Source organism: Candidatus Aquicultor sp., assembly GCA_036504445.1.
Lineage (GTDB): Bacteria > Actinomycetota > Aquicultoria > Aquicultorales > Aquicultoraceae > DASXVE01.
This window is the reverse complement of sequence record DASXVE010000032.1, coordinates 1-21,038: the sequence shown is the minus strand read 5'-3', so window position 1 is coordinate 21,038 and position 21,038 is coordinate 1. Positions and strand designations below refer to the sequence as shown.

24 protein-coding genes are annotated in these 21,038 nt (G+C 49.2%); 22 read left to right on the top strand and 2 right to left on the bottom strand.

Annotated elements, in window-relative coordinates:
- The first annotated feature begins 391 nt into the window (after positions 1–391).
- The 18 genes from VGK02_10960 to VGK02_10875 all read left to right on the top strand — a co-directional run bounded on the left by VGK02_10960 (position 392) and on the right by VGK02_10875 (position 16,530).
- Positions 392–967: a class I SAM-dependent methyltransferase gene (locus tag VGK02_10960; GenBank protein ID HEY3375558.1), complete on the top strand. Its 576-nt coding sequence runs from the start codon at positions 392–394 to the stop codon at positions 965–967.
- Positions 968–1,068: 101 nt separating this feature from the next.
- Positions 1,069–2,754, top strand: coding sequence for an FAD-dependent oxidoreductase (locus VGK02_10955; protein HEY3375557.1), 1,686 nt, complete (start codon positions 1,069–1,071; stop codon positions 2,752–2,754).
- Positions 2,755–2,914: 160 nt separating this feature from the next.
- Positions 2,915–3,292 carry a holo-ACP synthase gene (locus VGK02_10950; protein ID HEY3375556.1) on the top strand — a complete coding sequence of 126 codons (378 nt, stop codon included), beginning with the start codon at positions 2,915–2,917 and terminating at the stop codon, positions 3,290–3,292.
- Between the two features lie 4 nt (positions 3,293–3,296).
- Complete coding sequence (locus VGK02_10945) at positions 3,297–4,823, top strand: NAD(P)H-hydrate dehydratase (GenBank protein ID HEY3375555.1); 1,527 nt, start codon at positions 3,297–3,299, stop codon at positions 4,821–4,823.
- Positions 4,824–4,847: 24 nt separating this feature from the next.
- A complete protein-coding gene (locus tag VGK02_10940; GenBank protein ID HEY3375554.1) occupies positions 4,848–5,315 on the top strand; it encodes a CBS domain-containing protein in 468 nt (155 codons plus the stop codon).
- A 17-nt stretch (positions 5,316–5,332) separates the two neighbouring features.
- Positions 5,333–6,451, top strand: a complete 1,119-nt coding sequence (alr, locus tag VGK02_10935; GenBank protein HEY3375553.1) for an alanine racemase — start codon at positions 5,333–5,335, stop codon at positions 6,449–6,451.
- A 3-nt stretch (positions 6,452–6,454) separates the two neighbouring features.
- Positions 6,455–6,994, top strand: a complete 540-nt coding sequence (locus tag VGK02_10930; protein ID HEY3375552.1) for a BsuPI-related putative proteinase inhibitor — start codon at positions 6,455–6,457, stop codon at positions 6,992–6,994.
- A 102-nt stretch (positions 6,995–7,096) separates the two neighbouring features.
- Complete coding sequence (locus VGK02_10925) at positions 7,097–7,522, top strand: BCAM0308 family protein (protein HEY3375551.1); 426 nt, start codon at positions 7,097–7,099, stop codon at positions 7,520–7,522.
- A gap of 620 nt (positions 7,523–8,142) precedes the next feature.
- Positions 8,143–8,757, top strand: a complete 615-nt coding sequence (locus VGK02_10920; GenBank protein HEY3375550.1) for a uracil-DNA glycosylase — start codon at positions 8,143–8,145, stop codon at positions 8,755–8,757.
- Between the two features lies 1 nt (position 8,758).
- Positions 8,759–9,232, top strand: coding sequence for a tRNA (adenosine(37)-N6)-threonylcarbamoyltransferase complex ATPase subunit type 1 TsaE (gene tsaE, locus VGK02_10915; GenBank protein HEY3375549.1), 474 nt, complete (start codon positions 8,759–8,761; stop codon positions 9,230–9,232).
- Position 9,233: 1 nt separating this feature from the next.
- Positions 9,234–9,941: a tRNA (adenosine(37)-N6)-threonylcarbamoyltransferase complex dimerization subunit type 1 TsaB gene (tsaB, locus tag VGK02_10910; protein HEY3375548.1), complete on the top strand. Its 708-nt coding sequence runs from the start codon at positions 9,234–9,236 to the stop codon at positions 9,939–9,941.
- Between the two features lie 4 nt (positions 9,942–9,945).
- Entirely contained in the window at positions 9,946–10,458 is a 513-nt protein-coding gene (rimI, locus tag VGK02_10905) for a ribosomal protein S18-alanine N-acetyltransferase (protein ID HEY3375547.1), read from the top strand.
- Position 10,459: 1 nt separating this feature from the next.
- On the top strand, positions 10,460–11,491 hold the full coding sequence (gene tsaD, locus VGK02_10900; protein ID HEY3375546.1) for a tRNA (adenosine(37)-N6)-threonylcarbamoyltransferase complex transferase subunit TsaD: 1,032 nt from the start codon (positions 10,460–10,462) through the stop codon (positions 11,489–11,491).
- A gap of 76 nt (positions 11,492–11,567) precedes the next feature.
- Positions 11,568–13,277, top strand: coding sequence for an apolipoprotein N-acyltransferase (gene lnt / locus VGK02_10895; GenBank protein HEY3375545.1), 1,710 nt, complete (start codon positions 11,568–11,570; stop codon positions 13,275–13,277).
- Between the two features lie 7 nt (positions 13,278–13,284).
- A complete protein-coding gene (locus VGK02_10890) occupies positions 13,285–13,617 on the top strand; it encodes a helix-hairpin-helix domain-containing protein (GenBank protein HEY3375544.1) in 333 nt (110 codons plus the stop codon).
- A 279-nt stretch (positions 13,618–13,896) separates the two neighbouring features.
- Positions 13,897–14,187, top strand: coding sequence for a co-chaperone GroES (groES, locus tag VGK02_10885; GenBank protein HEY3375543.1), 291 nt, complete (start codon positions 13,897–13,899; stop codon positions 14,185–14,187).
- 30 nt (positions 14,188–14,217) lie between these two features.
- Entirely contained in the window at positions 14,218–15,858 is a 1,641-nt protein-coding gene (gene groL / locus VGK02_10880; protein ID HEY3375542.1) for a chaperonin GroEL, read from the top strand.
- A 477-nt stretch (positions 15,859–16,335) separates the two neighbouring features.
- Positions 16,336–16,530: a hypothetical protein gene (locus VGK02_10875; protein HEY3375541.1), complete on the top strand. Its 195-nt coding sequence runs from the start codon at positions 16,336–16,338 to the stop codon at positions 16,528–16,530.
- Positions 16,531–16,558: 28 nt separating this feature from the next.
- Here VGK02_10875 and VGK02_10870 read toward each other — a convergent pair whose 3' ends face one another.
- Both VGK02_10870 and VGK02_10865 read right to left on the bottom strand, forming a co-directional pair.
- Positions 16,559–17,407: a hypothetical protein gene (locus VGK02_10870; GenBank protein HEY3375540.1), complete on the bottom strand. Its 849-nt coding sequence runs from the start codon at positions 17,405–17,407 to the stop codon at positions 16,559–16,561.
- A 198-nt stretch (positions 17,408–17,605) separates the two neighbouring features.
- On the bottom strand, positions 17,606–17,935 hold the full coding sequence (locus VGK02_10865) for a hypothetical protein (GenBank protein HEY3375539.1): 330 nt from the start codon (positions 17,933–17,935) through the stop codon (positions 17,606–17,608).
- Positions 17,936–18,200: 265 nt separating this feature from the next.
- Between VGK02_10865 and VGK02_10860 the strand changes: the two genes are divergently transcribed.
- The 4 genes from VGK02_10860 (at position 18,201) to VGK02_10845 (ending at position 20,822) form a co-directional block, all read left to right on the top strand.
- Positions 18,201–19,409 (top strand): IS256 family transposase, encoded by a 1,209-nt coding sequence (locus VGK02_10860; GenBank protein HEY3375538.1) that lies wholly within the window; start codon positions 18,201–18,203, stop codon positions 19,407–19,409.
- A gap of 213 nt (positions 19,410–19,622) precedes the next feature.
- Positions 19,623–20,123 (top strand): ImmA/IrrE family metallo-endopeptidase, encoded by a 501-nt coding sequence (locus VGK02_10855; GenBank protein ID HEY3375537.1) that lies wholly within the window; start codon positions 19,623–19,625, stop codon positions 20,121–20,123.
- Positions 20,124–20,126: 3 nt separating this feature from the next.
- Entirely contained in the window at positions 20,127–20,543 is a 417-nt protein-coding gene (locus VGK02_10850) for a hypothetical protein (protein HEY3375536.1), read from the top strand.
- Between the two features lie 24 nt (positions 20,544–20,567).
- Positions 20,568–20,822 (top strand): hypothetical protein, encoded by a 255-nt coding sequence (locus tag VGK02_10845; protein ID HEY3375535.1) that lies wholly within the window; start codon positions 20,568–20,570, stop codon positions 20,820–20,822.
- Positions 20,823–21,038: the final 216 nt, after the last annotated feature.

The window sequence follows — 21,038 nt, the reverse complement described above, 5'->3', positions numbered from 1 at the left end:
TTAGCCAAATTTGCAGGTAAATAAAGCAACCGCTGCTATCGTGGTAACGTAAATGTTGCAATAATTACGTGGTAAATCAAACGTTTAGGTGGTCAAGGCTATAATGAATAAAACAGTACCAGGCGTTTGATGTCGTATTAATATCGCGCTCCTGATTTATTGCAGGCAGAAATACCACGGGCTTACCGGCTTTTTATACCGCTTTTTTTGGGATAATAACCAATCCCGGGGAAAATGTATGAAATAATGTATCTAGCTCGTTGGATTAATATGCGAACATGATATCGGCGGCAGTACAGGCGATTTATTATGGATATTGTATACCGGTACGGGTATAATTGCTGCAATGCGAAGGTTCATGAGCGGCAAGCATAATAGGAGGTGTATATATATGCCCGGACACAAGTTTCATGGAAGCATTCAAAGATTTGATGATCCGAGACGCATGCAAATACTACCGGTAGACCTTCTGATCGACCAGGTAAAGGACATCGAAACCGGTGGAGCGATAGCCGATCTCGGTTCCGGGAGCGGCTATTTATGTATCCCTCTTGCCCGGCACTTTAAGAACCGGGCTACTGTTTACGCGGTCGATATAAACCCGGAGTTGCTCGAAGTCATAAAGGAGCGAGCGGGAGACCTTACAAATCTCGTTCCGATTCTATCGGAGGAAAACCGTATTCCTATCGCTGGAGGCATACTTGATGCGTCGTTTATGGTGGCGGTGTACCACGAGCTTGATAACCCGGCTCAATTCATAGACGAAGTAAAGAGAGTTTCTCGGCCGGTTCATAAGGTGATTGTGGTTGATTGGAGCCAGGTTAAAGGGGATATGGGGCCGCCGCTGTCTGAGCGCATCCCAAAACCCGAGGTCATTAGCTCATACCAGGATCTGGGATACCGGCTTGTTAGCGAATTCGAGCCAAGCGTTTACGTATACGGATTGGTGTTTGGATACGGTATATAGGTATATTATCAGCACATTCGCAAAAATATTGCTTAATAAATTGTTAAAACTAAACGATATATATATTTAGACTAACGAACGCAGAAAAGGGATGGTATTGAATGTCGCTAAAAGTAGTAATAATTGGCGGTGTAGCTGGTGGAGCGAGCGCAGCCGCCCGGCTTCGAAGGCTTGATGAAACAGCCGAAATCGTTCTGTTTGAAAAGGACAAATATATCTCATTTGCCAATTGCGGCCTGCCATACTATATCGGTGACGTTATCGAAGAGCGTGGCGACCTTCTGGTTCAGACGCCCGAACGCATGCGCGAGCGATTTAATATCGATGTACGCGTGCGGAGCGAAGTTATAAGGATTCTTCCGGACGAGAAAAAGGTCGAGGTACGCAACTTTAAGAACGGCGAGTCATATCTCGAATCCTACGATAAACTTATTCTCTCTCCGGGTGCAGTCCCGCATGTTCCGCCGGTTAAAGGCGTCGACCATCCCCGCGTATTTACGATAAGAAACGTACCGGATACCGATGCCGTTAAGGGTTTTGTTGAAACCAACAAACCTGAGCGTGCGGTGGTTATCGGCGCAGGCTTTATCGGCATGGAGATGGCTGAGAACCTGTATAAAAAAGGTGTTAAGGTAACCATCATCGAGCTTTCTGAAAATATTATCCCAATGCTTGATTTTGAAATGGCTGCCCTTGCCGAGCGATACGTTATTGATAAGGGTATCGAAGTCATTAGGGGCACAACGGCAACAACGCTGGATCGTAATGGAGAGTTGTTGGTTGTTGAGCTCATAAACGGCAGGCGTATTGAGACCGACATGGTTGTTTTCGGTATCGGCGTACGCCCTGAAGCCACCCTTGCCAAAGAGAGCGGTCTGGCGATAGGTCAATCGGGCGGTATCGCGGTTGATGAATACTTGTTAACATCGGACGCGAACATTTACGCGATCGGCGATGCTATAGAGGTAACAAACCTTGTAAGCGGTACTCCGGCGCTTATTCCGCTTGCCGGGCCCGCCAATAAACAAGGACGAATCGCCGCCGATAATGTCTGCGGTCGCCAGAGAAAGTACAAAACCACCCAGGGAACAGCGATTCTTAAGATCTTTGATATGGCTGTTGCTTCAACCGGTCTTAACGAGCGAGGTCTGATGAGGGCCGGTATCGCGTATCAAACGGCAATCTGCCACCCGTTTTCACATGCCACATATTTCCCGGGTGCGTCGATGCTATCAGTAAAAGTCTTGTTCGATGCGCAGGACGGGACATTGCTCGGCGCCCAAGTTGTGGGGGAGGATTCGGTCGATAAGATAATCGATGCGTTCTCAATGGCGGTGCGCGCCGGCATGACCGTGTTCGACTTAACCGAGCTGGAGTTTGCATATGCGCCGCCGTTTTCAAGCGCCAAGAGCCCGGTCAATATGGCCGGTTATGTAGCATCTAATATTCTTAGCGGCGATGTTGCCGTTGCTACCTGGAGAGATGTTGATAATATCGATCCGGACCATGTTGCTATCCTTGATGTAAGAACTTCATACGAGCACAAACATGACGGCAACATAAAAGGCGCCCTTCACATTCCGGTAGATGATCTGAGAGCGCGGATGCACGAACTGCCGAAAGATAAAGAAATCTACGTTTACTGCCGCGTTGGTATGCGTGCATATATCGCGTGCAGGATACTAAAACAAAATGGCTATAACGTTAGAAACATAAGCGGCGGGTTTATCACCTATAAAGCGGCGCACGATGTGCTGGCCGTAGGCCAAAAAGTCGCGGTAAGCTAGATCCACCGGTAGTATAAATATTGTTGGAAACTAAAGCACCAGGCATTGGACCTGGTGCTTTAGTTCTGCGTGACATTTTTAGCCGGGTACGCACTGACACTTCGCTTTGCATGCATTACAATAGTGGTAAGACGCGGATACTGCCAGCAAGAGGTGTACAATGATCAAAGGAATCGGCATCGATATTGTTGAAGTAAATCGGATAGAACAAGCAATAAACCGCCGCAAAAAATTTATCGAACGTGTATTTACCGAAATTGAAAGGGATTATTGTTTAAGCAAGCATCGTCCCCATCTCCACTTCGCCGCTCGATTTGCAGCTAAAGAAGCTGCAGTAAAAGCACTTGGCACTGGCCTGCGCGGTATGAAATGGACCGACTTTGAAGTATGCCGGGATAAATGGGGACGGCCGTATCTGAAGCTTAGCGGCAATGCAGCCGCAATTGCGCACGAAAAGGGTGTGTGCGATATTTTTATCAGCCTTTCATTTAGTCGTGAGTCGGCAATCGCCCAGGCAATAGCTGTGGGAATGGAGTAGGTAATTGCGGGTCGTTACAAGCAGACAAATGCTTACAATAGAACAACACGCTGAGAGCGAGTTTGGGCTTACCACCACCATGCTCATGGAGCGTGCCGGTGAAGCTGTAGCGGACGAGGCTAAAAAGATACTGTCCTCTTCAGGCAAGGCGCTTATCGTCTGCGGAAAAGGCAATAATGGGGGCGACGGGTTTGTCGCTGCGCGCCTTCTAGATGAGGCGGGATACGCCGTAACCGTATATTCCCTGGCAAATGCAGATGATCTTGCACCGGACGCACGCAAAGCGTTCGACAAGCTTCCTGCGCGGATTACTATAATCGCCGGTTCCAACCTTAATACCTTCGACGAAGCGGTTCTTGCCGCAGACATAATAATCGATGCGATATTCGGTTTTAGCTTAAAAGGCGCGGTTCGCGGTACGGCGGCCGATATTATCGATCGCGTCAACGCTTCGCAACGGCCCATCCTGTCGGTTGATTTGCCGTCGGGTTTGGCGGCCGATACCGGTAAAGTGTATAGCAGCGGTATTGTTGCGGATGTAACCGTCACATTTACAGCCCCGAAAGTAGGTATGCTTCTTTATTCAGGTTTTGTTAATACCGGCGAGTATATTGTCGCTGATATCGGTATTCCGGGTGAGCTGGTTGAGGAAATCGGCACCTATCGCGAGCTTGATAAACTCGAAGTGCGGAATCTGTTTCCGGTGCGCGATATAAATGCCCATAAGAAATCGGTCGGGCAGGTATTGGTGATTGCCGGATCGAGGGGTATGCCCGGCGCCGCTGCGCTGGTTGCGCGGGCGGCGTATAGGATGGGTGCGGGCTTAGTCGCGTTCGCACCGCCGGCCGGTATCACAGCGGTGCTTAACGAAGCGGTTGTTGAGGCGATTGCGTGGCCGCAACACGAGACGGCGCATGGTACATTGGCTCTGGCGGCAGACGAGCACCTGCTGGCGATAGCATCCCAATATGATGTTGTTGCGATTGGGCCGGGGCTTGGGTCTGAGCCTGAGACCGAGGAGCTCATCAGAATGCTCGTAGCCGATATCGATAAACCGATGGTCATAGATGCCTCCGCATTAACGGCCATTGCAGCCAACCCGAACGTGTTACGCAACAGGCGCTCTGAGACCATTATTACGCCGCATCCAGGTGAAATGGCGCGCCTCTTTGGTGTATCACCGCAGGAAGTTTTGGGTGATTGGCTCGGGTTTGCCCATCGGGCTCATGATGAATTCGGCGCTGTTGTAGTGCTCAAGGGTGCCCGAACGGTTATTTGCGGGCAAGTTGAGATAACCATTAATACAACCGGTAACCCGGGGCTTGCAACCGCAGGGACCGGAGATGTCCTAACCGGTGCTATTGCCGCCCTGCTGGCACAGGGTTTGGACGCATATTCAGCAGCTTCGATTGGTGCGTTTTTGCACGGTTTGTCCGCCGATATAGCGGTCGAGGACAGCAACATCTATAGCCTTACAGCATCAGATGTTATTGAATACTTACCCGAAGCGATCAACGAGGTCATACTGTAAGTTAGAGAAAGTGAGAAGTGAGAAATGGCGCAATTGAAGTTGAGAGCGCGAGATATTATGAGCAAAGAAATTGTTGTCTTCACACCGGATATGACGGTTAAGGAAGCTGCAGGCATCTTAAGCGCGAAGGGAATCAGCGGTGCTCCCGTAGTCGACAATGAAGACCGTCTTGTTGGGATGGTTAGCGAGAGTGATTTGATTATGCAGGATGTGCGCCTGCACTTTCCGACGTTTATCCAATTGCTGGACGGGTACATCTACCTGCCATCGAGCATGCAAAGGTTTGAAGAGGAGTTTAAAAAAGCGGTAGGGGCTAAAGTCGGCGATGTAATGTCGACAGAGGTTGTAACTATCGGCGAAGATGATACTGTAGAAGATATCGCGACCCTTATGGTCGAGCAAGATATAAGTCGCGCACCCGTAATGTCGGACGGCAAGCTGGTTGGCATAATTACAAAGGGTGATCTGGTGCGAGCTATAAGTAAGCAATAGGTGGGTATAACAACGTGATGAATACAAGGCCTTTATGGGCTGAGATTGATCTCTCGGCAATTAAGCACAACATACGGGAAGCAAAGAAGGTTATCGGCGCTAATGTTGCCATAATGGCGATCGTCAAGGCCAACGGCTATGGACACGGAGCGGTACCCGTAGCCAAAGCGGCCATCGAAGCCGGTGCGTCGTCGCTCGGCGTCGCCATTCCCGAGGAAGGCGTGGCGCTCAGGGAAGCAGGAATTACCCAACCGATTCTTGTGTTATCCGAGAGCGCAACCGCGGCGGCTCCGTTAATCGTCGAACATGGTTTAACGGCAACCGTGTGCTCGGAGAAAGCTTCCCATACACTTTCCGATGAGGCGACGCAACAGGGAAAACGAGTTAAGGTTCACGTCAAGGTTGATACCGGCATGAATCGTATCGGCTTGGTGCCGGAGCGGGTGGCGGAGTTTCTTCGCCATGTGAACTCACTACCCGGGTTGGAGGTCGAGGGCATCTTCACGCATTTCGCCGAAGCGGACAACCCGCGCAGCACCTACACGAATTTTCAACTCGCGCAGTTCATGCCGCTTGTTCATGCATTGAAAAACGAGGGATTATGCCCACCGGTGCGACATGCCGCAAACAGCGCAGGCGTGTATTTGCATCTGCAATCGCACCTGGATATGGTGCGAATCGGAATTTCTCTCTACGGGCTTCATCCCTCGGAAGCTACCAAGGGGAAGGTTGATCTTCGACCGTCGCTTTCTCTTAAGAGCCGGCTCTCCTTTGTGAAAAACGTAAAAGCGGGAACAGGCGTCAGCTATGGGCGCATATTCCGGGCGTCGCAGGATACAACAATCGGCACCATACCTGCCGGCTACGGCGACGGCTATACCCGACTTCTCTCGGATAAAGCGGATGTTCTCGTCGGCGGCCGCAGGTATCCCGCTGTCGGAAATATTTGCATGGATCAATTCATGGTTGATTTCGGCGAAAACACGGCGGTGTCCGTCGATGATGAAGCAGTATTAATCGGTCGCCAGGGAGATGATGAGATAAGTGCGGATGAGCTCGCATCTATCCTCGGTACAATCAATTACGAAATCGTTTGCATGATAAACTCGCGCGTACCGAGGGAATATAGGGAGTAAAAGATGCCTAGGCCTAGGATTTTCTGCTTTGCTGTCATCGTTATCGGACTTCTTCTCGTATCGTGCACAGCGCAAAACAAGGCGGACAACCCCTCGGCTTCAAAACCGACCTCCGCTTCCGGAACGGTGGGCGTTCAAGATGGGGATAATTCGACCGTGATGGTAGCCGATATCAAAGTCTCCGCAAAAATTTCGTCAGAGAATGTACGTCCCGGCCAGAGGCTCAAGGTTACGCTGAACGTGCTGAATACCGCTTCACAGGTTCGCGAACTCACCTTTAATACCGGGCAGAAATATGATCTTCTTATAAAAGAGAAAGAAGGTCGCAACGTATGGCGCTGGTCGGCCGGCAAGATGTTCTCGCAGATGATCGAGACCGTGCGCCTGGGGCCGGGCAAAAGTGTCTCGTATGAGGCTGAATGGCCGGGCACAGGTTCGCTTGAGCGGCCGCTCAAGCCCGGAACCTACACTGTTACCGCAAATATCACCGCAAATGACCTAAGGGACAAAGAGCTTACATTTAAGCTAAGTGTTGCCGAGTAGCATCGGTATTCTGCCAAAAATGTGGAATAAGTATACATAAGCGAAATTCTAAGTCGCGGATATACCTTAGAGGTGTGCTCCACGACAGAGGAGGTTGCATGTATGGGTATGCTTATTTGTCCCAAATGTATGGCAGTCTATGATGGTCAGAAATGGTTTTACGATGATGGAGAGCACGAACGGCTTGCCCGGGCCGGACAGGCGGAAGTAACTCTCTGCCCGGGACACCAACGCATTGAAAAGAAGCGGATTGATGGCGTTGTGACGCTTAAGGGCAGGTTTTTAAAAGATCACCAAGCAGAAGCCCTGAATCTTATCAATAACGTCGCCGATCAGCAGGTTCACCGCAATGTCGCCGCCAGAGTCTATAATGTCAGTAGCAGTGATAGTATGATAACCGTTCAAACCACCGATACGCATCTTGCAGAACGCATCGGTAAAGAGTTTGAAAAGGCGTTTAACGGCAATCTAGCTATCCAGTGGCCGAAAGATGAGGAATTCGTGCGGGTAAGCTGGGAGCGCGATTAATCGAGTAATAGAAAAGCGGCTTTTAATAAGACCGCTTACTTTAATGCACGGTAGCGCATAACCACTATAATTTAAGCGTGTATTTTTTGTAAAATTCGCAATCCATAAAGTTGACAAGCTTTTGCGCAAACGTACCCTGGACGGTACTGCCGCATTTTTTAAATTTCCAACAGTTCATGTGTCAATTCCTCCTATAGTGTCTAGGGCATTTATAATATTTGTTTGAAATATGCAATGCTGTAAGATGTCTTGCTATAGTATCGGTCCAGTAATTCCTGCTCATTATAGCTAATATGCAGATTTATCCTTGAGTATGGCTGCTAGAACCGCATGCTATGCGAATTCACTGAGAATTGATAAAATCTGTATATCAATTCTACAGTGTATTTGGTGATTGAAATGCCTTTGTATGAGTTTAAATGTAATTCATGTGGGTCGAAGTTCGAGAAGCTGGTTTTGCAGACAAACGGGCAAAATCCCACATGCGATAGGTGTGGCAGCGATGATGTGTCAAAATTGTTTTCAACATTCGGTTTCAGTTCAAGCGGCAAAACTTCTAGTAGCGGCTGCAGTAGTTGCACCGGCAACAATTGCAGTACATGCGGTAGGTAGGTGATATTATGGAGCTTCAAACCATTACGGAGTCGGCTGTTGGGTGTACACTATGCCCGCTAGCAGAACAAGGTCGTAGCCGGGTTGTATTCGGTGACGGCAACTCGAACGCCGGTATTGTATTTATCGGTGAAGGTCCGGGTTTTTATGAAGATAAAAACGGTATTCCGTTTTGCGGTGCGGCAGGCAAACTATTAACACAGCTTCTTCAGTCAATCGGTCTGGAACGAGAGGATGTTTACATAACCAATGTGGTAAAATGTCGTCCGCCTCAGAACCGCGATCCTAAGCCTGAAGAAATCGAAGTCTGTACGGGCACATATTTATTTAAACAGCTGGGGATAATCCAACCGAAGGTAATTGCAACGCTCGGGCGTTTTGCGTCCGCTGTTATGCTCGGGGTAAAAGATGTTTCGATGGGCAAGGTTCATGGGCAAAAATTTCAGAAAGACGGCTATTTTGTCGTGCCTATCTATCATCCGGCGGCGGCGCTTCACTCGCGTGCGAATCTGGTACCGCTTCAAGAGGATTTTATCAAGCTTAAGGAATATCTCGAAGAGAAGCCTAAGGTAGCCGAAGCCGTAGAAGAGAAGGCCGAAGCAGAGCAAATGGGGCTATTCTAACGTGAGCGATATATTTGCAGTTATTTCGCATTCACCTGAGGAGACTTGGGAGTTGGCGCGAAAGCTGGCTCCCATGTTATCTGAAGGAGATGTGATAAGTTTAAGCGGTGACCTGGGCGCGGGTAAAACCGTATTCACGAAAGGCCTGGCTGAAGGGCTTAGCATATCCGAGCCGGTGACAAGCCCAACGTTTACCATTATTAAGGAGTATAGCGGACGACTGCCGCTCTACCACTTCGATGTGTACCGGCTCTCCGACCCGAATGAGCTCGATGCGCTTGGCGTCGATGAGTATTTTTACGGTGACGGCGTGTCGGTGGTCGAGTGGGGAGATAAAGTTGAAGAACTCATGCCGGACATCCATGTTGATGTTAGGATGTTGCGGCTTGTCGATGAATCGTTTCGCCGGATAGAAATAGCGCCGCACGGTGCTTCGTGGCAGACGAGGGTCGAGAAATGGTTATCAGGAGAATAACGTGCTTGTTCTTGCGTTTGATACATCGAGCCCGGTACTAACCGCGGCCATCAGCGATGATAATATAATAATCGATGAGATAAACCTGTGGATGCCGCGCGGCCACATGGCGCAATTGCTGCCGCTGTTGGATGGTTTGCTGAAGAAGCATGAGTACCGGATCAATGATGTCGAGGCGGTTGTTATCGGTAGTGGCCCCGGCTCGTATACGGGCTTGAGAATAGGCATGGTAATTGCACGATCGCTCGCACAGATGCTTGAAGCGCCGATTGTGGGCATACCGAGTCTCGACGCTATAGCTTATCGCAACATAACCGAAAGAGCACTCATCGCACCGATCATCGATGCTAAACGGGGCGAAGTATATACGGCACGCTATTGTTCAAAAGCAGCGCATGTTATGCGTCTTGAGGACTTCAAGTCCGCCAACCCTGAGGAGCTTGTGCAACTTTTCGTTGCCGAAGGGTACGAACATATAGTTTTTGCCGGCGATGCCGTCAAGCTGTATGCGCATGTCTTTTCAGAGATATTGGATGGAAGAGTAGAATTTGCGCCTGAGGAAAACTGGTGGCCCCGGGCTTCGGATTTAATCCACCTGGCGTGGCCCAGACTCGAGCGCCGAGAATACGACGAGTTATACCAGCTCGCACCGATTTACGTAAGGTTGTCACAGGCCGAGGAGATGTGGGAACAACGTCACCGGGGGTGAAATAATGCTTACAATGAAACCGGATATCCGGCGCATGACTATGGCGGATGTCGATCAGGTTTATGATATAGAGAGAAGATCGCAGTCTGCTCCCTGGAGCAAGCTGACGTTTCAAAGAGAACTAATCGGAAGCCACCACAACGAGTGTTTTGTCGCCGAATATGGAGAACGGGTCGTCGGGTTCGTGTGCATGTACCATGTGCTGGATGAAGCCCACATAACCAACATTGCCGTAGATAATGTCTTTCAAAACAGGCATATCGGAAGCCGGTTGTTACTGACGGCGATAGATATCGCCAAGATTAAAGGGACTAAACAGGTAACGCTTGAGGTGCGAAAATCGAACACGAGGGCTCAGCACTTGTATATTAAATTCGGATTTAGGATGAAGGGTCTGCGCAAGGGATATTACACGGACAACAATGAGGATGCACTCATTTTCTGGACCGGTGATGTCACAAGCGACTATTATGAAAACCTCTTCAGCGAGATCGGAAGGGAAATAGCGAACGAATAATATGCAGACCGACATCTATATTCTTGGTATCGAGACATCATGCGATGAAACCGCGGCCGCGATCCTACGAAACGGCCGCGAGGTTGTATCGAGTGTTGTTGCCTCGCAAATCGAGTTCCATCAAAAATTTGGCGGCGTTGTGCCGGAAATCGCTTCGCGCAAGCACCTTGAGGTTATTAACCCGGTGCTAGATGAGGTGATGGTTGAGTCGGGCTTAACGTATGAAGACCTGAGCGCTGTCGCAGTGACAGTCGGCCCGGGGCTTGTAGGCGCGCTGCTTATGGGGTTGGGTACCGCGAAGGCAATTTCATACGTAAAAGGCCTGCCGCTCGTAGGCGTCAATCACCTCGAAGGGCATATCTACGCGAATTTTATCGATCACCCGGAACTCAAGCCCCCGCTCCTTGCCCTCATTATTTCGGGCGGGCATACAATGCTGGTTCACATGAAGGATTACGGCAGCTATGAGATTATGGGGCAGACGCTCGATGATGCTGTCGGTGAAGCGTATGACAAGGTCGCTTCATTTCTAGGGCTCGGTTACCCGGGCGGCCCGATTATCGACAACCTTGCAAAGGACGGTAACCCGGCGGCTATCCCGTTCCCGCGGGCCATGATGAGAAAGGGCGAATTCAATTTCAGTTTGAGCGGCTTGAAAACCGCCGTGCTGAATTACGTGGCGAAGCTCGGCCGTGAAACGCACGAGATTCCCTTACCCGATCTGGCGGCAAGTTTCCAAGCGGCGATTGCGGATGTGCTTGTCTCAAAAACCATGCTTGCAGCCAGAGATAAAGGCGTTGATAAGGTGGTTTTAGCCGGCGGCGTTGCGGCAAACAGCTACCTTCGCGAGCGCATGATCCGGGCAACAAAAGGAGAAGGGCTTCAACTTTATTATCCGCATGCGTATCTTTGCACCGACAATGCGATCATGGTAGCCGCTGCCGGCTATCGCAGATTTCTAGACGGTGAGCGCATCTCGCTGGCAGCGAACCCGGTCCCCAATTTACATTTAGGCCAACCTATTGAAATGTGATGTGCTCATACCTGGACCTCGCAGTTCATACCTGCTACGCTCCTTGTAGAAATCTTATTTTTGTAGGTCGACCGATTTGAAATCTATTGGCAGAAACATGCTTAAAAGCTATCTACTGGCGGGTTTATCCGGCGTACTGCTCGCGCTCGCGTTTCCGCATTCCTCAATAACCGTGCTTGTCTGGATCGGACTTATTCCACTTCTTTTTGCGATAGATCGGAGCAATGTTAAGCACGCACCGCTACTCGGACTTATCTGCGGGATTGTTTTCTATGCGGCTGTTCTCTACTGGATTCAAGTTTTTGGTTTTATCGCATGGTTTGCCTTGAGCGTATTTCTGGCGGTCTGGATCGGGTTGTTTTCGTTGGGGGCGAAGCTTGTTTTTGAGCGCGGTAAAAGTATGCTGCCGTTTTTACTCCTGCCGGCATTGTGGGCGCTTACAGAATACGGGCGCGCGCTCGGGCCGCTGGGATTCGCCTGGGCGAACCTCGGCGCAACGACCGCCGGTTTCAGGGTTTCACTGCTCGCGTCATACATCGGTGAGCCGGGTGTCAGCGCCGCCATCGTCTTCGTTAATCTGGCGCTGCTTCGAGCCGTTCAAACCCTGCGTTCATACCGCGTGCGCAAAAAGCTTTCCACAATCAAGATGAATGAAGTCGAAATTATGGTTGAAGTACAGCCGGGTAGTATCGAGCAGCACATTGAATTATTAACCGATGGATTAACCGATGGTGACCACGACGGGATATTTGCAAGCCGCATAAGCCGACGCACGGCCAAGAGGGCGCGCAACGCCTCTCAGATTTGCATCGGCGTCGCGGTGCTCTCCCTGATTGTCCTCGGGTTCCTTCGAGCGCCGGCAGCGCAGCAGGACGTGCGCACTGCCATCAAAGTGACGCTCGTTCAACCGAGTATCCCGCAAAGCGTTAAACATAACGTCGCAAACGACAGTCTGATTAAGTCGCGCTACCGGACTATGACCGATCGGGCGCTGCGAACCTGGCCGGCGGGGCCGGATCTTCTAATCTGGCCCGAGAGCGTGTTTATCTCGTATATCGAAGATCAGAAACCCTATATTAGCGCTATGACTGATTTGATAACCCAGAACAACGCGTCGTTTATTTTTGGCGGTATGAGCCAGGACGAGCAGCAGCGGATATTCAACAACGCCATCTTTGTCGACGCAACAGATAAAAAGAAGGATTACCAGAGTTACCAGAAGACTCATCTCGTACCGTTTGGCGAGTATATGCCGCTGCGAGGCTTTATCGAGCGCATCAACGATATGGCCGACCTGGTCGATGATAAAACACCCGGCACGCGCTTCGTGACCTTTGATATTTCCAGGACTGTAAGGCCGAAAGGGTATCCAAATCGGGTACAACGTCTCGGCAAGTTTTCAACTATTCTCTGCTTTGAATCGGCGGATTCGCGCCTGGTCGGCAGAATGGTTGAAAACGGCGCCCGCATGATTGTCGTCATTACGAACGATGGTTGGTTCGGAAAAACAGCGGCTCTTGAGCAGCACTTCCAAATAGCGCGCATGCGTGCTATCGAGTATGGTGTCCCGGTCGTGCAAGCCGCCAATACCGGTTTATCCGGCTTTATCGACCAGAACGGTCACGTAATCGCCCGCACTGCCATCAATCGCCAGGAAGTCTTGCGAAGCGCGATAAACTTCGCAAGCCGACCCAGCTTCTTCGCCCATTACGGCACATTCTTACCCTACCTATATCTGGCGGTTATTCTTACCGCCGTTTTGTACCGCCGGACAAATAGCGTATAATAAGCTTATGCAGAAGATGCAAATTTCCGTATACCAAGAACCAATAGCCCAACAAATCGCGTCACTAGAGACTGAGCGCAGCAAAAAACTCGTTCTAAAAGAGCTGCGCTACGTTCCCGGTGTCGGCAAAGCCATTGCGCACGATCTTTACGATCTTGGTATACGCTCAATCGTAGACCTTGAAGGCAAGGACCCGGAATATCTTTATAACAAGCACTGTGAAAAGATGGGCATACGGGTCGACAGGTGCGTGCTCTACGTCTTTCGATGTGCTGTCTACTTCGCCTCAAACCGGACATACGATCCCGATCTACTGAAATGGTGGAACTGGAAGGATTAATCGACGTTTTCGCCGGCCTCACGTTAGGGCAACTCCGTATGCGGAAATAATCACAATTTGGCCGACTTATATACACATAGCTTTTTCTGGGAGAATTTATTGCCGATTGCATGGGCGAACATGATCAATTGCAGAATCGCCAAGCAATATGTTTGCAATCTATTGATTTTGGCAATAAATTGGCTGTCGGTGTTGATTTTGGCAGAGCACCTAGTATAATATACGATTAGCACTCTGATAGGAAGAGTGCTAAAAACACTGTTAGGAGGGTTGTATCTGATGAATCTTAAGCCTTTACGTGATCGAGTGGTGATCAAACCCATGGAGGCCGAAGAGGTGACTAAAAGCGGAATCGTGATTCCGGACACCGCGAAAAAAGAACGGCCGCAAGAGGGAGAAGTAGTAGCAGTCGGCGGAGGAAAATACGACGACAATGGCAAGGTAATCCCGATGGAAGTAAAAGTCGGTGACAAGGTCATCTACTCGAAGTATGGCGGTAGTGAGGTTAAAATCGACGAGCAAGATTACCTCATTATGCGCGAAGAAGATATTCTCGCAGTACTCAGCTAATTTATTACTATTCAAGGAGGGAAGCTTTCGATGCCAAAAATCATTGAGTTCAATGAAGAGGCTAGGCGTAAACTGGAGGCCGGCGTTAATAAACTTGCCGACACCGTAAAAGTAACGCTTGGACCAAAAGGCAGAAATGTTGTAATTGATAAAAGGTTCGGTGCTCCGACGATTACCCACGATGGTGTAACCGTCGCAAAAGAGATCGAGCTTGAAGACCCGTACGAGAACATGGGTGCGCAGCTCGCCAAAGAGATCGCAACCCAGACAAACGATGTTGCCGGTGACGGAACAACCACCGCAACGATTCTCGGCCAGGCCATTGTCCGCGAGGGCATGAAAAACGTGGCCGCAGGCTCAAACCCGATGTTTATCAAAAGAGGTATCGACAAGGCCGTTCAAACAGCGGTAGAAGAGATCAAGAATCTCGCTAAGAGTATCGATACTAAAGAAGAGATCGCTTCAGTAGCGACAATTTCCGCAGCCGACGCAGAGATCGGCAACCTTATAGCGGACGCGATGGATAAGGTAGGAAAAGATGGCGTCATTACTGTTGAGGAGTCACAAACTCTTGGAACCCAGCTCGAAGTCGTTGAAGGTCTACAATTCGACAAAGGCTACGTCTCCGCGTACATGGTCACAGACACAGAGAGAATGGAAGCTGTCCTCGACGACCCGTTCATCCTCATAGCAAATATGAAAATCGGCGCTATTGCAGACCTTCTGCCAGTTCTTGAGAAAGTCATGCAGGCCGGTCGCCCGCTCTTCATTATTGCCGAAGATGTTGAGGGCGAGGCGCTAGCGACACTTATCGTTAACAAAATTCGCGGTACCTTTACCAGCGTCGCGGTTAAAGCCCCTGGTTTCGGCGACCGCCGTAAAGCGATGCTCGAGGATATCGCCATCGTCACTGGTGGCAGGGTCGTAACTGAAGAGCTCGGTATGAAGCTTGATGCAGTAACCGTTGACATGCTCGGTCGCGCACAGCGCGTTCGTATTACCAAAGATGAGACCGTTATCGTCAGTGGGGCAGGTAGCGCGGAGGCCATCAAAGGCCGTATGAACCAGATCAAAGCTGAGATCGAACAAAGCGATTCAGAGTTTGATCGTGAGAAACTGCAAGAACGCCTTGCAAAGCTATCAGGCGGCGTTGCGGTTATCCGCGTAGGTGCGGCAACCGAGACCGAGATGAAAGAGAAAAAGCACCGCATCGAGGATGCCCTCTCGGCTACAAAAGCAGCCGTTGAGGAAGGTATCGTCCCTGGTGGCGAGGTAACATTGATCAACATCATCCCGGCTATTAACAAGCTCGAAAGCAAGCTTGATGGCGACGAGAAGGTTGGCGTACAGATCATCCAGCGCGCGCTCGAAGCACCGCTTCGCCAACTCGCGATGAACGCCGGCTACGAGGGCTCGATTATTGTTGAGAAAATCAAAGGCATGGGCAAAGGCCAAGGCCTCAACGTTGTAACCGGGCAGTTCGGCGATATGATGAAAGACGGCGTTATCGACCCGGCCAAAGTTACCCGTTCAGCGCTTCAGAATGCGGCGTCCATCGCAAGTCTCGTGCTTACCACGGAGGCTGCTATTGCCGACAAGCCTGAGGAAGGCGGCGGCGGTGGCGGCATGGCAGGTATGCCGGGCGGCATGGGCGGCATGGGTATGATGTAAAAAGCACTCGCGTAAATGCACGGTGCAATGGCACGCAACCAAAGAGTATGCGTGCATGTAGTGTAAACAGAAAAACAGTATGATCGTCTAATATGCTAGAACAGTAATGTATGCTGGGATTGGATGCGAGCATGCTAAAATAAATACAAACGTGCACTACGGAGCGCTTAAGAAGTTAGAGAAACTATAGGTGGCGGGGCCGCAAGGCCCCGCCACTACGTTTACATTTTAGCGACAGCGGATATTTTGCTAGCGTTGTAAGTCAAATTGGTGTATTATATAACTATCTTACCGGTAATCGCCAACTCAGTTGCTTAGGGTTCCTTCATTAAAGTTCTCTATCGCGTATCCGAAATCACGCAGAGCCGGTCGATACTCCGAACCTTACCCGCATGGTAACTTGGCGATTTCACTAACACTCTAGTAGGTCTTTGTAGCTTCGGGTATACACGGCATTAGATATTCTAGGAGGCAGTTATGGAAAACATAAAGTGTTCGGAGCATACGCATATATGCCCAGAAAAACTGGATGTCTGCTGTCAATTCTGCACACGCAATTATTCACCATGCGAGGGCAAGTGCTCGGGCTGCTGGGATCAGATCAAAATCACCGGCCCAACCATCGCAATGGAAACGCCGTCAGCTAAGATCAAGAAGGCGGCAGCTGTTTAGGTTCTCGCAGAAAAGCCAGCCGATAAAGTTACTTCGTAATCTTGTCCCCAAGAGTTGCTTTAAGGTCATCTAAATCTTTCAGGTCAACGATACGACCGTTAACGCAAACCTGGCCGTCCAAAGCGTGTGTTTCTACGTTGCCCCCATAGCTTGCGTATGCGGACCCGTTACTGCTGGTTGCAACTTTATGCGAATTAACTATGCTTGACCCGGATATGGCGGTGCTCGTCGCGCCGTTACACGTTACACTGCTTTTAACCGAGACGTTGACCTCACTGCTCCCGCTGGAGCAGCTATGGTTGGGCCCGCAAGAGTATGTACGGCTTACTGTGTTCCGACGTGTTGTTTGGCTGTCTTGATTTTGTGAACAGCTTGTTGGGCGGGTAGTCGAAGGTGTGTATGAATCTGACCCCGGATTATAATTAGAATAACCACCCGAATTGGTGACAACTATATGAGAACTATTACTTGCAGTGGAGCCGTTCATCCCATTGGAATTGCAGCTCGATGCGTTGTTGCTATAGTACGTTGCAATGTTGACGCCATTGCCCGCCGTAAATGTTGTTGCATGGCTGGCATTAGGGTCGTTGCTCGACCACAATATATCGCCGCCATCGGCGCCGGTTATTGTTACCGATGTCTCAGAAAGCCCATCGCCGGTTAAAGAAGAGTTATTGGTAATGCTAAGAGATCCGCTCTTGGTGCCTTCCGATGTTGAATCATCTTGGTCGCAATTTAAATCATTACTGTTCACGTCGGTCTCACCACCGTTACCAGCCAAGTTTGCCAGCATTGTAGGATTTGCGCTACTTATTGCCGCATGAACTGCAAGCAATAAAAGTAAAGCCAGAGCTAAGAGTATCGGTTTCTTAATCATTACGTAGTCTCCCCAGGTAGCAATAAAGATCCTATGCCTGCTCTTTTTTATAGCCAAAGCATAGCAAATAAAAACCACTACTTTAGTATGGTTTTTGGTATAGCCATGTGGTGAATTGGCAGGTTAACAGGTGCTTACTCTACGTAGAAAAGCCCCGCTATTATTGCGGAGCTTGTGCTTGGTTTAGGTTTACCTTAATTACTGCTCTTCAGGTTTGACCATACGTAACTGTGGTGCTTGCGCCGCAGCTGAAGGCTGTCGCAGGTGTTGCAGCACGACAATGAGGTTGTCGTCTATATCCATAACGAGCTGGATAACCTGGCCCAAGGAAAAGAAAAGAAGTGCTTGGATTACGGTAATGATTACTATTCCGGATATTGCGAAGAGCTGCGCCGAAAGGCCTGTTACAAGTAAAGGCGTTACGAAAACCGCGAAAACGCCGATTGCTATAACGATATAACCGAGCGCCATCAAGAACGTTGAGGCTATTATCAGGGCGCCGTAGCGGGGTTGCTGTTCTTCCTCCATTATTAACGCCTCCTTCTGGTTGATACCCATCCATAAGATACCCAGTAATAGCAACTCGAAACGCAACCCTATTTATTTAGTTTTCGGTGCTCGGATACTGGGTAGTGGGTCAGTTTGAAATCTTAGGCAGTTTTGAAAAAAATGAATTTCGCTTGATCGCGCCCATATAATTCTGTAAAAAGGTTCATTTGAGGGTGAGTTGAAAAAGAGCCATCGTTCCTCACAATAGAAAGTGACGAAACCAACTATTTAGGAGGAAATTACGATGGCTCACGAAAAGAGTACGAATTCGACCGCGTTTTTGCAAGAAGCACTTTTAAATGACAAGGAGTTCTTAAAGGTAATCGTGCAGAGATTCCTGCAGGCATTCATGGAGAAAGAGATCGCCGAATTCCTGCAGGCTGATCCCTATGAGAGATGCGATGAGCGCACGGGGTATCGAAACGGCTACAAACCGAGAACCTTGTATACCAGGGTCGGAGATATCGCCCTTGCAGTACCGCAAGGGCGGGAAGGAAGCTTCTCAACAAAGCTCTTTGAGCGGTATCAGCGAAGTGAGAAGGCGCTGGCGCTCTCCATCATTGAGATGTACATCCAGGGGGTCTCGACGAGAAAGGTGGCCAAAATAGCCGAGGAGCTTTGCGGGCACACGGTATCAAAAAGCCAGGTATTGCGCCTGGCCCAAGAACTCGACCAGGAACTCTTGGCGTGGAGGGTGCGCCCTCTCGGGAAGTATCCTTACCTGGTTATCGATGCCCGCTATGAGAAAGTGCGCACACCCAGAGGTGTGGTAAGCCAAAGCATTTTAATTGTCGCTGGAGTAAATACCGAAGGGTACCGCGAGATCCTCGCCGTTGAGGTTGCCAACGCAGAAAGTGCCACAAGCTGGGGTGAGCTGTTTAGGTCGTTAATTGAAAGAGGTCTTACCGGGGTCGAGTTTGTGGTAAGCGACGACCACACGGGCCTTGTTACGGCGGTTGAGAGATACTTTGCCGGTGCCATCTGGCAGCGGTGCCAGTGCCACTTCATGAGAAATATCCTGGATAAAGTGGCCAAAGCCGATAGAGCGGCTCTTAAGGCTGATATGCAGGCAATATTTAATAGCGCTAACGGGGAGCGCGCCAGAGAACTTTTGACAGCATGCACTCTTCGCTATCAGAGTCGCTACGAGAGCGTATCAGAAATGTTAGAGGACAGCGCCGACAGCATCCTCGCCTGTTTTTCCCTGCCGGAGGGCCACAGGCGCCGCATGCGAACCACTAATCTACTGGAAAGGTATAACCAGGAGATAAAAAGAAGAACCAAAGTGGTCAGGATCTTTCCAAACGAAGAAGCTGCCCTAAGACTTATCACTGCCTTGGCAGCTGAGCAATCTGAGGAGTGGCTCTCGGGTAGGAAATACCTCGATATGTCGGTAAGGGATGTAGCAGCAGTGCAAGCCGTGAAACCAGAGCCGGCTCTGGTTTCAGTCTAGGGCTGATCTTGAGGAATGAATTTACAGAAATATTGGGACTTGATCTTTCGCTTTTTGAAGGATTCATTCATGGGTATGAAGAATCTAAAGTATTACTACTTAATAGCAAGATAACCAACCGTAAAATTGACGTAGCAAGTAACAATAGCTAGAATTGAACCATGTAACAAACGCCACGCAACATGTGTAACTGAATGGTTAAGGGAGGCGCACATGCTTTCACCAGATGAAATCAGAATCGCTGAAGAGGCGGCCAAAGATGTTATAATTCAGTCCTTTGGAAGCATTGATTCCCTTGAACTCCCAATAGACCTAAACGTTATTCTTGAGGCCAATGCGCTGATTCTAAAAAAGGGCATGTTTGCAGAGTCCAACGTGTCTGGAGCTTTTGACCGAAGAAGTTCTACTATTTATATCGCTATGGATGAGCCTCCTGAAAGGCAGGCTTTTACGGTAGCTCACGAAATAGGCCACTTCAAGCTTCATGCCAATATGGATACCGAACTGCTTTATAGACAAACTATGCAATTCGCAACCGCCGAGATTGAAAAACAGGAACAAATTGCAAACTGGTTTGCAGCAGCGCTTCTAATGCCAGCAGACGCAGTCATGCGCTTATGGAAAACAACAAAAGACGTTGATGAGTTATCTCGTATCTTTGGCGTTTCTAAATCGGCAATGTATTTTAGACTGATCAACTTAAAACTTCTTTAAATTATGAAAATCGAAGAAGACTCACATAATATTACGATATCAAACCCGCCGCTCCCAATAGAGTTAGGTGGCTTTGAAAGAGATTTTTTTGAGCCATATATACAAAGAAAACCAATAAAACACCACGAAAGACTTCTTCAGGCAGAGCTTGCCGACGTAAAACAACAGATACGTATGCGGTGGGTGCTGGCCTTCTTTTTTGGAGCATTGCTAATTGCCCAACACGCAGGGTTGTTCCTTATCTTAAAGTGGACGCTTGAAAAAGGAATATTACCGCAATTACAGACAGTTTTTGCAATACTCATACCTGCTACATTAGCTCAAACCTATGGGATAGCTAGTTTAATAGTCGATAGAATGTTCAAGTCAATCGACTATACGGACAAGCAAGACCGCTTTAATGATCACGACGACAAATAGCAATTTGTGTGATATCATAAGTCTATGCATGAACGCTCAAGCAAGAAGAAGCGGCCAACGGATTTAAACCGTCTTGCCGCTGAGATCGTCAATGAAGCAACTGAAGAAGAGAAACCTACTCCTGAACCAGAACAGGAGAAGAACGCCGCCGCCGTCGAACTCGGACGCATGGGCGGGTTAAAGGGCGGCGTAGCTCGTGCCGCAAAGCTCACCCCTGAAGAGCGCCGAGAGATCGCTAAGAAAGCTGCTGCTGCCAGGTGGAACAAAAATAACCATTAATATATTTAGAATATATCAGCTTATTACTTGATATTATTAATCCTTTATGTCATATTAAGCAAGACGACCATTGCATAAAGGAGATGCTATGAAAGAGGTAGTCGCTGACCGCTCCAGGGAATATATAGTAGTACAACCTGGAGTAGATAGGCTATAGGCTGGATATTGTTCTGGGGCTTTAAGACCCTGAAAAGGAGATTGGTCTTCGCCTATAGC